Raw genomic sequence first — 13,881 nt, 5'->3', positions numbered from 1 at the left:
CTCGCCGCTGCGCCGCAGTCTGTCCTTCCCAGGGTAGCCAGCCGGGTGTGGGGAGGATCACCGCCCCCTGGTGGCATGGCTGTGCGGCAGAATGCACGCTGCGACGCCGCGCTACCGTGCGGCGCTCGGACGAGAGGACATCTGTGAGCGCTCCCCCGCCGCCCGGCCCGTACGGGTACGGCACGCCGCCCCCACCTGGCGGGTACGGCGCCCCGCCCCCACCCCCGGGATGGCATCCTCCTCGCCCCACCTCGCAGAAGGCCGTCTGGGCGTTCGTGTGCAGCCTGATCGGCGTCGTCCTGTGCTGCTTCCCCGTCGGGATCGCCGGCATCGTCCTCGGCGCGCAAGCCAAACGCGAGATCGCCGAGTCGTACGGGCAGCTGGACGGCGCAGGCCTGGCGCAGGCGGGCTTCATCGTGGGAATCGTCGTCACCACGATCTCCGCGCTCTACCTGCTCTTCACGCTCGGGACCTTCTTCCTGCCGCTGGCCCTGCTGAGCGCCTGACGGGGGCTTTCTCTCCCCCACCGACCGCTACGGCACAATGGCGCACTCCGAGCCCTGACGAAGGAGCACCATGAGCTATCCCCCTCCGGGCGGCCCGACGCCCCCGGGCAACGAGCCCCCGAGCTACAACCCGCCCCCGGGCGGTGGGTACGGCGGACCTCCCCCGGGCTACAACCCGCCCCCGGGAGGTGACCCGTACGGCGTGCCGCCGCAGACCTCCAACAAGGCGATCTGGGCGCTCGTCACCGGCCTCCTCGGCCTGCTGTGCTGCGGTGTGATCGGCATCGCCGGCATCATCCTCGGCAACCAGGCGAAGGCAGAGATCGAGGCCTCGCAGGGTCGCCTCACCGGCACCGGCATGGCCAAGGCGGGGTTCATCCTCGGCATCGTCTCGATCGTGCTGACCGTCCTTGGCGTCCTCCTCTACGTCGGCCTCTTCGCGACCGGAGCGATCGACGCCGAGTCCGGCACGTACTGAGCCGTACCGGCACGGCGAGGCGCCACCCGCTGTCCGGGGTGGCGCCTCGTCACGTCTGCGGGCCGGTCGCTGCTGCTAGGACGCGAACCAGGCGCCCCACGGGGTGTTGCGCAGGAGCGTGAACACGAGTGCGACGCCGAGCACGGCGACCCCGACGCGCGACGTCAGGACGATCATCCGCGCCCGCGGGTCTCGCAACCGCCGAGGGAGCCACGCCACCCAGGCCACTACGAGCGCGACAGCGAGTGCCACCGCGAGGATGTTGCTCGACGCGGCTGTGGCGATGTCGAGGTCCGTCAGCGCGTGCGCGGCACGCAGTCCGCCGCACCCTGGGCAATCGAGCCCGGTGAGCAGCGCGAACGGGCAGTAGCCGTAGCTCCCGGAGACGTTCGGGTCACGGAAGTGCAGCAGCGCGGCCGCCGCGAGGCCGCCGCCCCCGACGAGCAGCGGCGTCCGCAACGCCTGCCACCGCGAGACGGGGCGGGCTGCGGTCGCGGTCGTGGTCACGCCTTCACGACGACGGACGACACGATCATGTCGTGCCACGTCTGCTTCTTGGCGTCCCACAACGGCCACAGTACGTCGAGGAAGCACGCGTTCGCGAGGACGGCGTACAGGACGTAGCGGAGCACGCCCTTGGCCGCGCCCTGCGGCTCCCCCGTGCGCATCTCGATCACCTTGATGCCGAGCAGCTGCTTGCCGAGGCTCTGACCGCCCTGCCCCTGACGGATACCTTGGTTCCAGATCTGGAAGACGAGGCCGATCAGCACGCCGAGCAGGATGAGACCGAGCCCGAGGGCGAACTGGCCGCCATTGGTGATCTCGCTCCTCGTCTCGTCGAGCGAGGTGTTCGTGGTCTCCGTCGCCCCTGCGAGGACGATCACGCCGACGATGACAGGCACCACGGTCAACAGCGAGGCGATCAGGCCGTCGATGAGGACGGCGGCGACGCGTGCCCACCAGCTCGCGTACGGCGACGGCGGCACGTACTCCGGGACCGGGGCGTAACCGCCGCCCCCGTACTGGCCGAACTGCGGCGGCTGTTGGCCGTACGGCCCCTGCGGCGGCGGCCCGTAGGGACCCTGCGGGGGCTGTTGGGGGTACGGAGGCTGGTCGGAGGACACGAGGACTCTCCCTTCGTCGCCGGTGTCGCAGACGTCGGCGTGCGGTCTAGGGGAGCAGTGTCCCGTAGATCAGTGCGCCTTGACGCCCAGACCCGCCGCGGACATCACCTTGGCGACGACTGCGGAGCCGAGGGTCAGGGCGACGCCGACCCAGAAGAGCACCCAGTTCGGCCCCATCAGCAGCGCCACTCCGCCGACCGTGAATCCGATCAGGCAGATGACGACCGCGGTCCAGGCTGCGGGGGAAGAACCATGCATCGTTCTCAAAACCTCTCTGGGGCGACTGGCGCTCGGGGATAGTGCCCAAGCCTAGACTGTCGGGTCCTCGCCACGGTCGAGTGCCTTCCACGGGTCGTCGTCGACGGTCTCGGCCCGCTGCTGGCCGACAGACTCGTAGCGGCTCCCCATCGACGGCCACGCGCGGCCCCAGCGCACGACCGCCGCACCCGCCGCCGCGCTGACCAGCAACGACACGAGACATGCCCACCGCCAGGCGGTCGTCGACGCCTCGTCGGCGAGGCGACTCTGCAGCGCGGCGTCTCCGGCCATCGCGGGCGACTCGGCCAGCGAGGTGACGAGCGCGTCGTGGACGGCGTCGCCGCCGAGCGCTACCGCGACCGCGGGCGCCAGCGAGGCGAGCGTCACGACGACGCCGACGGCCGTACGGACCCGGCCGCGCGACGCCAGCACCGCGACGATGCCGGCGAGTGCCACCAGGGCGAGCCCGCCGACGACCGGGAGCGCCTCGTTGCCGTTGACGCTCACCACGTCGCGCGCCAGGCCCTCGGTCTCGACGGTGACGCGCGACCACGGCTGCGAGGCCGTGAAGAACGCGGCAGCACCGCCCACGACGCCGAGAAGGACGGTCGAACCGTAGCCGCGAGCGCTCACGCCGGCGCCTCCAGGAGCACGTCGTCGTCGAAGCAGGTCGTGGCACCGGTATGGCACGCCGGACCGGTCTGCGAGACCGTGACCAGAAGGGTGTCGCCATCGCAGTCGAGGCGGACCTCGCGGACGTGCTGGACGTGGCCGGAGGTCGCGCCCTTCACCCAGTACTCGTGGCGGCTACGGCTCCAGAACGTCGAACGGCCCGTCGTCAGCGTCCGGCGGAGGGCCTCGTCGTCCATCCAGCCCACCATCAGCACCTGGTGCGTGTCGACCTCCTGGACGACGGCAGGCACGAGGCCGTGCTCGTCGCGCTTGAGCCGTGCGGCGATCGCGGGGTCGAGGCGAGCGGAGTCAGTCACGCGTCCCATTCTCCCAGGCCGTTCCAGGCTCGGCGTCGTCGATGCCCTCGCCGGAAGGCGCGGCCTCGATGCCGAGGTGGGCCTGCGCGACCCAGGAGGCGTGCAGCCGGGCGTAGACGCCGTCCTGCGCCACGAGCGCGGCGTGCGGCCCGTCCTCGACGAGGATGCCCGCGTCGAAGACCAGAACGCGGTCGGCGGCCTCGGCCGTGGAGAGCCGGTGGGCGACGACGACGGAGGTACGACCGGCGAGGAGCCGCTCCAGCGCCCGCGAGGCCCGCATCTCGGTCTGGGGGTCGACGGCGCTCGTGGCCTCGTCCAGGACCAGCAGGTCGGGGTCGGCGAGGTAGGCGCGTACGAGCGCGACGAGCTGCCGCTCCCCCGCCGACAGCGACTCGCCTCGCTGTCCGACCTCGGTGTCGAGCCCGTCGGGCAGCGACGCGAACCAGTCGTCGATGCCGAGCTCGGTGAAGGCGTGGCGCATCCGCTCTCGCGAGGCGTCGAGATCGCCGTAGCGCAGGTTCTCGGCGAGCGTCGCGTCGAACAGGAAGCCCTCCTGGGGCACCATCACGACACGTGAGCGCAGCGTGGCGAAGCCGATCGTCCGCAGGTCGACGTCGTCCAGCGTGACCGTGCCCGCCGTCGGGTCGGACAGGCGGGTCAGGAGCTTGGCGAAGGTGCTCTTGCCCGAGCCGGTCTCGCCGACGACGGCGACGCGCTGACGCGCCGGGATCGTGACGTCGACGTCGTGGAGCACGTCCGGCCCACCGGGATAGGCGAAGCGGACGTGGTCGAACCCGATCTCGAGCGCTCCAGCCGGCAGCGCGACACCCTCGCCGGGGTCGCGCACGTCAGCCGGGGTGTCGAGGATCTCGATCACCCGCCGCCACGAGGAGATCGCGTTCTGGGCCTCGGTGATCACCTGGGTCGCCGTCTGCACGGGGCCGACGAACAGCGACACGAGGAACGCGAACGCGATGACCCCGCCGAGCGTGAGGTCGCCGGCGACTCCGAGCATGACGCCGACGACGATCACGGCCGCGTTGGCCAGACCGCCCGCGACGCCCGCAGAGGCGAAGGTCCCCGCGACGAGACGCTGGGCGCGGATGTTGGCTCGCAGGTTGACGTCGATCGCCTCGTCGATCCGGCGCTGCGTGCGGCGCTCCACCCCGTACGCACGAACCACCGAGGCACCCACCACGGGCTCGGCGATGACCGCCAGCATCGTGCCGACGGTCGCGCGGGCATGGTCGTACGCCCGTGCCATCCGGCCCTGAAGCGCCACGAGCGTGACGACGAGCGGGACGAAGCAGATCCACACCACGATCGTCAGCTGCCAGCTGTAGAACGCCATGATGACGGTCGCGACCGCCACCTGACCGAGACTGGTGACGATCATGATCCCGTTGAACTGGAGGAACAGCGAGACCTGGTCGATGTCGGAGGTCACCCGCGACACGAGGGCGCCACGGCGCTCGCGGTCCTGGGTGAGCACGGAGAGGTCGTGGACGTGGCGGAACGCCTTGACGCGCAGGTCGGTCAGGCCGCGCTCGCTGGCGACGAACAGGCGGATCTTCATCGCCCACGCGCACACCGCGGTGAGCAGCACGATGCCGGCGGCCACCATGCTCCAGCGCACCACCAGGCCCTCGTCGGGTCCGCCTTCGACGGCGAGCCCACGGTCGATCGCGACCTGGACGACGACCGGGACGACGGCGCCGCCGACCGTGCTCAGCGCCGCGAGCAGCAAGGTCAGAGGGAGCCCCGTGGCGAGGGAAGGCGTCAGCGCGAAGCCACGACGGAGCACGCCGAGGCCACGCACGCGCGGGGTCTCGGCTCCGCCCACGGCGCTGCTGGTCGTGGTCACCCGGGTGCTCATGGTGCCTCCCGGGTCGTGTCGTACGCCTGGACGATGTCGGCGTACTCGGGCGAGCGCGCGACGAGCTCGGCGTGCGTCCCGCGGTCGACGACGCGGCCGCCCCGCAGGAACAGGACCTCGTCGGCGAGCGCGATGGTCGCCTTGCGGTACGCGACGACGAAGACCGTCGGCCCGCTGCCCGACGCCGTCGAGCGCGCCAGCGCAGACAGGATGCGCTGCTCGACGTCGGGGTCGAGCGCGCTCGTCGCGTCGTCGAGGAGGAGCAGCCGAGGGTCACGGACGAGCGCCCGCGCGAGCGCCAGGCGCTGCCGCTGGCCGCCGGACAGCGTCGTGCCCCGCTCCCCCAGCCGGGTGTCGACACTGTCGGGCAGCGCGTCGACGAACTCGGCCGCCTGGGTGAGGGCGAGCACCTCGCGGACCCGTGCGTCGTCGACGTCCGCGCCGAGCGTGATGTTGTCGCGGACGGTGTCGTCGAAGATGAACGTGTGCTGCGGCACGAGGGCGACGGCCTCGGCGAGCGCCTCGTGCGACAGGGAGGCGATGTCGGTGCCGTCGAGGAGGATCCGGCCGTCGTTCGGGTCGACCAACCGGTCGAGGAGCGAGGCGAGCGTGCTCTTGCCGGAGCCGGTGAGCCCCACGATCGCGGTCACGGTGCCCGGCTCGAGGGTGAGATCGAGGTTGTCGAGGACGGGGCGGCGCGCCTCGTACCCGTACGACACGTCCTTGACCTCCACCCGCAGCGGGCCGTCTCCGGCCAGCGCGGCTTGGCCGTACGGCATGTCACCGGTGGCGCGCAGCACGGCCTGGACTCGCTCCCAGCCGACGACCGTACGAGGCAGCTCGCCCAGCACCCAGCCGAACGCGCGGACAGGCCACCCGACGACCGTGAAGAGGTAGGCCACCTGGACGACCGCACCGGCCTCGATGTCGCCGGCGAGGACGCGCTCGACCCCGAGGACGACGACGAGGAGCACCCCGAGGTTGGGCAGCATCTCGATCACGGGATCGAAGATCGAGCGGATCCGCCCGGCCGCCACGTTCGCGTCGCGCAGCTCCTCGGCCGTGGCGGCGAAGCGTGCGGTCTCCTCCGCCTCACGGCCGAGGGTCTTGACGACGAGCGCGCCGTCGAACGACTCGTGAGCGACGGCGCTGACGTGCCCGCGCAGCTCCTGGGCTCGGGTGACGCGCGGCGAGAGCAGGCGCTGGTAGCCGACGTTGATCGCGAACAGCGCCGGGAACACCACCAGCCCGACCAACGTCAGGACCACGTCGGCGGTGAGCATCACGACGACCGCGGTGACCAGCATCGCGATCACGCCGACCGCCATCGGCAGGGGCATCATCACGCCCCAGGTCGCCTCGACGTCGGCGTTGGCGTTGGAGAGGAGCTGGCCGGTCGGGTGGCGCGAGTGCCACGACATCGGGAGCGCGAGGTAGCGGCGCGTGACGCGGCGCCGGTACGAGGCCATGAGCCGGTAGTAGACGATGCCGCCGATCAGCCGGCGCATGATCACGCCCCAGGCCCGCAGCAGCGCGACCGAGAGGAACAGCAGCGACGCGATCACCGCCGCGCCGGTGACGATCTCGCCGTCGCGGAACGACGGGGTCACGACGTGGTCGGTGGCCCACCCGAGGACCCACGCGTCGGCGACGGTCATCGCGCCGTAGACCAAGGAGCCGATGACGGCGAGGGTGAAGCGGCGCTTCTCCTCGGCGACGCCGACACCGATGATGCCGAAGCCGCGGCGGGTGACGCTGCGCGCCGGACGGACACCGCTGGTCGAGCGGCCCTCTCCGCTGGTCGAGCGGCCCTCGCCGCTGGTCGAGCTCTGTCGAGACCTCACCGTACGACGTGCCCGGCGGCGCGCAGTGCGTCCTTGACCTGACCGATGGTGAGGACGCCGAAGTGGAAGACGCTCGCCGCGAGCAGCGCGTCAGCACCGGCATCGACCGCCTCGCAGAAGTGCGCGGGTGTGCCTGCTCCCCCGCTGGCGATGAGCGGGACGTGGGTGACGGCGCGCGCGGCGCTGATCATCTCGAGGTCGAATCCGTCGCGCGTCCCGTCGGCGTCCATCGAGTTGAGCAGCACCTCGCCGATGCCGAGCTCCGTGGCCGTCCGGACCCAGGCGATCGCGTCACGCCCAGCCGACGTACGGCCGCCGTGGGTGGTGACCTCGAAGCCGGAGGGCTGGTCCGCGGCGCGGCGGGCGTCGACGGACAGGACGAGCACCTGGTTGCCGAAGCGCGCCGCGATCTCGGCGATGAGCTCGGGCCGCTGGAGGGCCGCCGTGTTGACGCCGATCTTGTCGGCGCCGGCGCGCAGGAGGCGGTCGACGTCGTCGACGGTACGGATGCCGCCGCCGACCGTGAGCGGGATGAACACCTCCTCGGCCGTCTGCGCGACGACGTCGAACGTGGTCGCGCGCGCGTCGGAGGAGGCGGTGATGTCGAGGAAGGTCAGCTCGTCGGCACCCTCGGCGTCGTACACACGTGCCATCTCGACGGGGTCCCCCGCGTCACGCAGGTCGACGAAGTTGACACCCTTGACGACGCGCCCGGCGTCGACGTCGAGGCACGGGATGACGCGGACGGCCAGGCTCACGAGGCTGCGCCCTCGGTGCCCTCGCCGATCTGCGCGACCGCCGCGAGGGCGTCGGGGAGCGTGAAGTTGCCGGCGTACAGAGCGGTGCCGATGATCGCGCCCTCGACGCCCTCGTCGACGAGGCCGGCGATCGCCCGCAGGTCGTCGAGCGTGGTCACGCCGCCCGAGGCGACCACAGGTCGGTCTGTCGCCGCGCACACGTCGCGGAGGAGCTGGAGGTTGGGGCCCTGGAGCATGCCGTCCTTGTTGACGTCCGTGACGACGTAGCGCGCACAGCCCTCGGCGTCGAGACGGGCCAGCACCTCGTACAGGTCACCACCCTCGCGGGTCCAGCCGCGCGCGGCGAGCGTACGGCCGCGGACGTCGAGGCCGACCGCCACCCGGTCGCCGTACGTGGCGATCGCCTTGGCGCACCAGTCCGGGTTCTCGAGCGCGGCCGTGCCGATGTTGACGCGACGACAGCCCGTCGCCATCGCCCGGTCGAGCGAGGCGTCGTCGCGGATGCCGCCGGACATCTCGACCTTCATGTCGACGGCGGCCACGATCTGCGCGAGGAGCTCGGCGTTGGAGCCGCGCCCGAAGGCGGCGTCGAGGTCGACCAGATGCAGCCACTCCGAGCCGCCGTCCTGCCAGCGCAGCGCCGCCGAGACAGCGTCGCCGAACGTTTTCTCAGAGCCGGCCACCCCCTGGACGAGCTGGACGGCCTGTCCTTCAATGACGTCGACGGCGGGGAGGAGCTCGAGCGTGGTCACGTCCTCGATCGTACCCACGGCCTAGGACACGCCCGGCCCTGCCCGCACCTCGGACCCCGGGTCACTCCCGGGCGCCCCCGGGTCACTGCCGAGCGCCCCCGGGTCACTCCCGGGCGCCCCCGGGTCACTACGCCACGGACACCGGGTGCCGGACGACCGCCGAGAACAGGTAGCCGTTGTCGTTGTACGGCACGGTCTCGGGCTGCGTACGGCCGGCGCGGTCGGTGGCGCGGGCCAGCAGGACGTGTTGGCCGGAGGTCCGGGGACGCCATGGGTACGCCCACTGCGCCCACCCGCCGCCGTGCCCGCGCCGCGTCAGCTGCGCGTTGTCCCACGACTCTCCCCCGTCCGTGCTCACCTCGACGCGCGCGACGGGCGCGGCTCCCGACCATGCGCGGCCGGTGAGGACGGTACGGCGGCCCACGGGGAGGACGGCGTCACGAGCCAGCTCGAACGCCGACTTCACCGGCAGGACGGTCAAGGCGGGCGAGTCGACCGGGTAGTCACCGCCCGTCATCCGATACCACTTCGTGTTCCATGGCGACGTCAGCGCCGCCCGCGAGACCTCAAGCTCGCCGAGCCACTTGATGTTGGCGATCCCGACCCATCCCGGCAGCAGGAGCCGTACGGGGAAGCCGTGGTCGGGCAGCAGCGGGCGTCCGTTCATCGCGTATACGAGCAGGGCGTCGTCGAGCGCCTTCGAGACAGGGAACGGGCGCCGGACACGGCCGTAGTCGACTCCCCCGCTCACGAACGGCGCATCAAGCCCGGCCGCCTGGACGTCCACGGCGTCAGGCCGCACTCCGAGCCGCCGCAGCACGGTCGCGAGCGGGACGCCGGTCCAGCGGACCGTGCCGACGGCGCCGAGCTGCCACGCAGTCCCGCTCGCGGGGGTGCCCTGCTGGCTCGCGAAGAAGCTGCGCCCGTTGCCCGTGCACTCCAGCAGGCTCGTGACCGTACGAGACGGCAGCCGCAGAAGGTCGTCGTACGAGAGGACGTGCGCGCGCTCGGGCGTCCGGGCATCAGCGAGGCCGTCACCGAAGATGCGCAGCGTGTATGACGCCGGATCGATCGTCGGCGTGGTCGTGTGGTTGCGGACGAACAATCGCTCGGTCGCCGTCAGGTAGCGGCGAGGATCGACAGAGTCCCATCGCATCTCGGCGTTGGTCCCGTAGGTGACAAACCACTCGGGCGGGAGCGGCTTGAGGATCGGGCCCGCCACCGCCGGCGTGAAGGGAGAGGTCAACGGCGACGGCGTTGCGGCGGCGGCACCGCTGCCCAACGTACGGGCGGCGACGAGCGCGGCGGCTGTCCCGCCGCCGAGCCGGAGAACGTCGCGGCGGGCGAGGGAGGGCGAAGGCGCAGGATCGGGCGACATGCCCGCGAGGCTAGGGACGCGAGGGCGCCCGGGGCAGGGTTTCGCGCACGCGGATCGGAAGCCACGGTGACCCGGCGCCGCCAGAAGGCGACCCGGCGTGCGCAGGCAGCGACCCGGCCCGGGCAGAGACAGACCCGCGGGCGTTAGGAGAGGGAGGTGACCCAGTTGCGCAGCAGCGCGGCGCCCGCGTCGCCGGACTTCTCCGGGTGGAACTGCGTCGCCGACAGCGGACCGTTCTCCACCGCCGCAACGAAGCGGTCGCCACCGTACGAGGTCCAGGTCACCCGCGCCGGCATCGCCGGGTTGGGCTCGTCGAGCTCCCAGCGGCGCACACCGTACGAGTGCACGAAGTAGAACCGCTCGTCCTCGACACCGTCGAAGAGCACCGAGCCTGCGGGGACCTCCACGGTGTTCCAGCCCATGTGCGGCACGATGTCGGCCTCGATCCGCTCGACCGTGCCCGGCCACTCGTCGCACCCCTCGGTCGTGACGCCGTGCTCGATTCCGGTGCCGAAGAGGATCTGCATGCCGACGCAGATACCGATCACGGGCCGACCGCCCGCGAGCCTGCGCCCGATGAGGCGCTCACCACGGACCGCACGCAGACCCTGCATGCACGCCGCGTACGCGCCGACACCGGGGACGACGAGCCCGTCGGCCTCGAGCGCCGTATCGAAGTCCGACGTCAGCGTGACCTCCGCCCCGGCACGTTCGAACGCGCGCACGGCAGACCGCAGGTTGCCCGACCCGTAGTCGAGCACGACGACGTTCGGTGCCATCTAGAGCGCGCCCTTGGTGCTGGGCACCCCGGTCTCGCGAGGGTCACGCTCGACGGCCTGACGCAGCGCACGCGCCACCGCCTTGTACTGCGCCTCGGCGATGTGGTGCGGGTCGCGTCCCGCTACCAGGCGGACGTGCATCGTCAGCCCCGCGTGGTGCGCGAGCGACTCGAGGACGTGCTGCGTCAGCGAGCCGCTGTACTGGCCGCCGATCACGACCGTGACCTGCGACTCCGGCTCACCGGTGTGCACGAAATACGGGCGGCCCGAGACGTCGACGACCGCCTGCGCGAGCGCCTCGTCGAGCGGAACGAGCGCGTCACCGTACCGGCGGATGCCCGCCTTGTCGCCCAGCGCGGCCTTGATCGCCTCGCCGATGCAGATGGCCGTGTCCTCGACGGTGTGGTGCGCGTCGATGTGGAGGTCGCCCTCGGAGCGCACCGTGAGGTCGATCAGCGAGTGCCGCGAGAGCGCCGTCAGCATGTGGTCGTAGAAGCCGACCCCGGTCGCGATGTCGTGCGCGCCGGTGCCGTCGAGGTCGACCTCGACGACGACGTGGGACTCCGACGTCTTGCGCTCGACACGGGCGCGACGGGGACCGGTGGTCTCGATCGTCGTGGTCATGCGTCCTCCTGGTCGGTACGTCCGTCGGTCGAGCCTGTCGAGACCCCGTCGGTCGCGACCACGCCGCTCAGCGCCTCGCGGAACGCCGCCATCTCTTCGGGCGTGCCGATGCTGACGCGAAGCCAGCCGTCGGGCCCGGTCTCGCGGATCAGCACCCCGCTGTCGAGAAGACCCTGCCACACGGCGTGCCGGTCGGCGAACGTCCCGAACAGCACGAAGTTGGCGTCGGAGTCGACGACGTCGTGCCCCCGCTCGCGCAGCCAGGCTGCCGTCTCGTCGCGAGTCGTCCGCAGGTCCGCGACGCGCGCGAGCATCTCGTCGGCATGCCGCAGCGCCGCGAGGGCGACGGTCTGCGTGACGGTCGAGAGGTGGTACGGAAGTCGCACGATGCGCAGCGCGTCGACGATCGCGGGATCGGCGGCGAGGTAGCCCAGCCGGCCTCCGGCGAACGCGAACGCCTTGCTCATGGTGCGCGTCACGACCAGTCGCGGGTAGTCGCCGAGCACCGACAGGGCGGTCGGCGTCCCCGGACGGCGGAACTCCGCATACGCCTCGTCGAGCACGACGATCCCCGGCGCGGCGTCGCACACCGCGCGCACCGCGTCGCGCGTCAGCGACTCGCCCGTCGGGTTGTTGGGCGAGGCGAGCAGCACCACGTCCGGCTGCTCCTCGGCGATCAGCGCGAGCGCGGCGTCGACGTCGAAGGTGAAGTCGTCGGCGCGGCGCCCGGCAAGCCAGCGCGTGTGCGTGTTGCGGGCGTACTCGGGATACATCGAGTACGTCGGCGTGAACGACGCCGCCGTGCGTCCGGGGCCGCCGAAGGCCTGCAGGATCTGCTGCATGATCTCGTTGGACCCGTTGGCGGCCCAGACCGAGCCCGCACGCAGGCCGTGCCCGAGGTAGCCGGCGAGCGCCTCGCGCAGCGCCCACGCCTCGCGGTCGGGATAGCGGTTGAGCTCGGTCGCGGCCACGCGCAGCGACTCCGCGATGTCGTCGGCGGTCGCCTTGGACGGGCCGTACGGGTTCTCGTTGACGTTCAGCTGCACCGGCACGTCGAGCTGCGGCGCGCCGTACGGCTCATACGGGCGCAGGTCGTCACGGATCGGCACCCACTCGGGGAGGGTCACGACGCGCTCCCCTCAGGGGCGTCGAGGCGCACCGTCACGGCCTCGCCGTGCGACGGGAGGTCCTCGGCCTGAGCGAGCACCACGACCTTGGGACCGATGTCGCGCAGCGCGCCCTCGTCGTACGAGACGACCTGCATGCTCTTGCAGAACGACCGGACCGACAGGCCCGACGAGTGGCAGGCGCACCCGGCGGTGGGAAGCACGTGGTTCGAGCCGGCGGCGTAGTCGCCCAGCGAGACCGGCGACCAGCTCCCGACGAAGACCGCGCCCGCGTTCTCCACGCGCGACGCCACCGCGGCGGCATCGGCCGTCTGGATCTCGAGGTGCTCGGCGGCATAGGCGTTGACGACGTCGAGGCCCTGCGCGACATCGCGGACCAGCACGGTCGCGGACTGCGGCGAGGTGAGCGCGGTCTCGATGCGCTCCGCGTGCTTAGCAGCCGGCACCTGGCGCGCGAGCTCCGCATCGACGGCGTCGGCGAGCGCGACGCTCGGCGTGACCAGCACCGCGGCCGCGAGCGGGTCGTGCTCGGCCTGGCTGATGAGGTCTGCTGCGACGAACGACGGCACTGCGGTGTCGTCGGCGAGGATCGCGATCTCGGTCGGACCGGCCTCGGAGTCGATGCCGGTGACGCTCTGCACCAGTCGCTTGGCGGCGACCACGTAGATGTTGCCCGGTCCCGTCACCAGGTCGACCGGCTCGCACGGAGCGGCCCCGTACGCGAACATCGCGATCGCCTGCGCACCGCCGACCGCGTACACCTCGTCGACGCCGAGCAGCGCGCACGCCGCGAGGACGGTCGGGTGCGGAGCGCCCCCGAACTCCTGCTGCGGCGGCGTCGCGAGCGCCAGCGAGGACACACCCGCCACCTGGGCGGGGACGACGTTCATGAGGACGCTGGAGACGAGCGGGGCGAGACCGCCCGGCACGTAGAGACCGACACGCCCGACCGGGACGATCCGGCGCTCCACCCGCGCCCCGGGCGCGACCGCGGTGACCACGTCGTGCTCGAGCTCGGCCTCGCACGTCGTACGCAGCCGGACGATCGACTCCTCCAATGCCTCGCGCACGTCCGGCGCGAGCGTCTCGAGGGCCATCCGGATGTCGGCCGGGTCGACGGCGAGGGTCTCGCGGCGCACGTGGTCGAACCGCTCCGTCGCGTCCAGGACCGCCTCGACGCCCCGGTGTCGCACGTCCTCGACGATGGGCCGGACGACCGCGACGGCCGCCTCGACGTCGAACGGCGCGCGCGGGAGCACCGCACGGTATTGCGCGGCGGTCGTCCCGGCAGGAGTGTCCCGCAGGTCGGTGCGACGGATCATGGGTCAAGTCTACGGAGGCCGGATGGGCGACACCCACCGCCGCATGGCGAACATGCCGATCCTGAC

16 protein-coding genes are annotated in these 13,881 nt (G+C 72.0%); 2 read left to right on the top strand and 14 right to left on the bottom strand.

What is annotated here, in order from left to right:
• Positions 1-143: 143 nt before the first annotated feature.
• Positions 144-506 (top strand): DUF4190 domain-containing protein, encoded by a 363-nt coding sequence (locus tag HCT63_RS18810; RefSeq protein ID WP_182397158.1) that lies wholly within the window; start codon positions 144-146, stop codon positions 504-506.
• 70 nt (positions 507-576) lie between these two features.
• Entirely contained in the window at positions 577-984 is a 408-nt protein-coding gene (locus HCT63_RS18805) for a DUF4190 domain-containing protein (RefSeq protein ID WP_167008492.1), read from the top strand.
• Between the two features lie 75 nt (positions 985-1,059).
• On the opposite strand, the gene HCT63_RS18800 is transcribed toward HCT63_RS18805, so the two are convergent.
• The 14 genes from HCT63_RS18800 to hisD all read right to left on the bottom strand — a co-directional run bounded on the left by HCT63_RS18800 (position 1,060) and on the right by hisD (position 13,815).
• The gene (locus HCT63_RS18800) at positions 1,060-1,491 is read right to left on the bottom strand and encodes a DUF2752 domain-containing protein (RefSeq protein ID WP_167008489.1); all 432 of its coding nucleotides are present in this window, start codon (positions 1,489-1,491) and stop codon (positions 1,060-1,062) included.
• Positions 1,488-2,108 (bottom strand): RDD family protein, encoded by a 621-nt coding sequence (locus HCT63_RS18795; protein ID WP_167008486.1) that lies wholly within the window; start codon positions 2,106-2,108, stop codon positions 1,488-1,490. Before HCT63_RS18795 ends, HCT63_RS18800 begins: the two co-directional genes overlap by 4 nt.
• Positions 2,109-2,177: 69 nt before the next feature.
• Positions 2,178-2,366, bottom strand: a complete 189-nt coding sequence (locus tag HCT63_RS18790) for an HGxxPAAW family protein (protein WP_243843121.1) — start codon at positions 2,364-2,366, stop codon at positions 2,178-2,180.
• Positions 2,367-2,417: 51 nt separating this feature from the next.
• A complete protein-coding gene (locus HCT63_RS18785; RefSeq protein ID WP_167008481.1) occupies positions 2,418-2,999 on the bottom strand; it encodes a Trp biosynthesis-associated membrane protein in 582 nt (193 codons plus the stop codon).
• Positions 2,996-3,364 carry a phosphoribosyl-AMP cyclohydrolase gene (gene hisI, locus HCT63_RS18780; RefSeq protein ID WP_167008478.1) on the bottom strand — a complete coding sequence of 123 codons (369 nt, stop codon included), beginning with the start codon at positions 3,362-3,364 and terminating at the stop codon, positions 2,996-2,998. The genes HCT63_RS18785 and hisI overlap by 4 nt, the downstream gene beginning before the upstream one ends.
• A complete protein-coding gene (locus HCT63_RS18775) occupies positions 3,348-5,231 on the bottom strand; it encodes an ABC transporter ATP-binding protein (RefSeq protein ID WP_167008475.1) in 1,884 nt (627 codons plus the stop codon). Before HCT63_RS18775 ends, hisI begins: the two co-directional genes overlap by 17 nt.
• A complete protein-coding gene (locus HCT63_RS18770) occupies positions 5,228-7,075 on the bottom strand; it encodes an ABC transporter ATP-binding protein (RefSeq protein WP_167008472.1) in 1,848 nt (615 codons plus the stop codon). Before HCT63_RS18770 ends, HCT63_RS18775 begins: the two co-directional genes overlap by 4 nt.
• Positions 7,072-7,833, bottom strand: a complete 762-nt coding sequence (gene hisF / locus HCT63_RS18765) for an imidazole glycerol phosphate synthase subunit HisF (RefSeq protein ID WP_167008469.1) — start codon at positions 7,831-7,833, stop codon at positions 7,072-7,074. Before hisF ends, HCT63_RS18770 begins: the two co-directional genes overlap by 4 nt.
• Complete coding sequence (priA, locus tag HCT63_RS18760) at positions 7,830-8,585, bottom strand: bifunctional 1-(5-phosphoribosyl)-5-((5-phosphoribosylamino)methylideneamino)imidazole-4-carboxamide isomerase/phosphoribosylanthranilate isomerase PriA (RefSeq protein WP_167008466.1); 756 nt, start codon at positions 8,583-8,585, stop codon at positions 7,830-7,832. Before priA ends, hisF begins: the two co-directional genes overlap by 4 nt.
• A gap of 127 nt (positions 8,586-8,712) precedes the next feature.
• Positions 8,713-9,963 (bottom strand): sulfite oxidase, encoded by a 1,251-nt coding sequence (locus HCT63_RS18755; protein WP_167008463.1) that lies wholly within the window; start codon positions 9,961-9,963, stop codon positions 8,713-8,715.
• Positions 9,964-10,106: 143 nt separating this feature from the next.
• Entirely contained in the window at positions 10,107-10,742 is a 636-nt protein-coding gene (gene hisH, locus HCT63_RS18750) for an imidazole glycerol phosphate synthase subunit HisH (RefSeq protein WP_167008460.1), read from the bottom strand.
• Positions 10,743-11,366, bottom strand: a complete 624-nt coding sequence (hisB, locus tag HCT63_RS18745) for an imidazoleglycerol-phosphate dehydratase HisB (protein WP_167008458.1) — start codon at positions 11,364-11,366, stop codon at positions 10,743-10,745.
• Complete coding sequence (locus HCT63_RS18740; RefSeq protein ID WP_167008455.1) at positions 11,363-12,493, bottom strand: histidinol-phosphate transaminase; 1,131 nt, start codon at positions 12,491-12,493, stop codon at positions 11,363-11,365. The genes hisB and HCT63_RS18740 overlap by 4 nt, the downstream gene beginning before the upstream one ends.
• Entirely contained in the window at positions 12,490-13,815 is a 1,326-nt protein-coding gene (gene hisD, locus HCT63_RS18735) for a histidinol dehydrogenase (protein WP_167008452.1), read from the bottom strand. The genes HCT63_RS18740 and hisD overlap by 4 nt, the downstream gene beginning before the upstream one ends.
• Positions 13,816-13,881: the final 66 nt, after the last annotated feature.

The organism is Mumia sp. ZJ430 (assembly GCF_011751845.1).
In the GTDB taxonomy this organism is placed as follows: Bacteria; Actinomycetota; Actinomycetes; order Propionibacteriales; family Nocardioidaceae; genus Mumia.
This window is presented reverse-complemented; position numbering and strand designations above follow the sequence as displayed.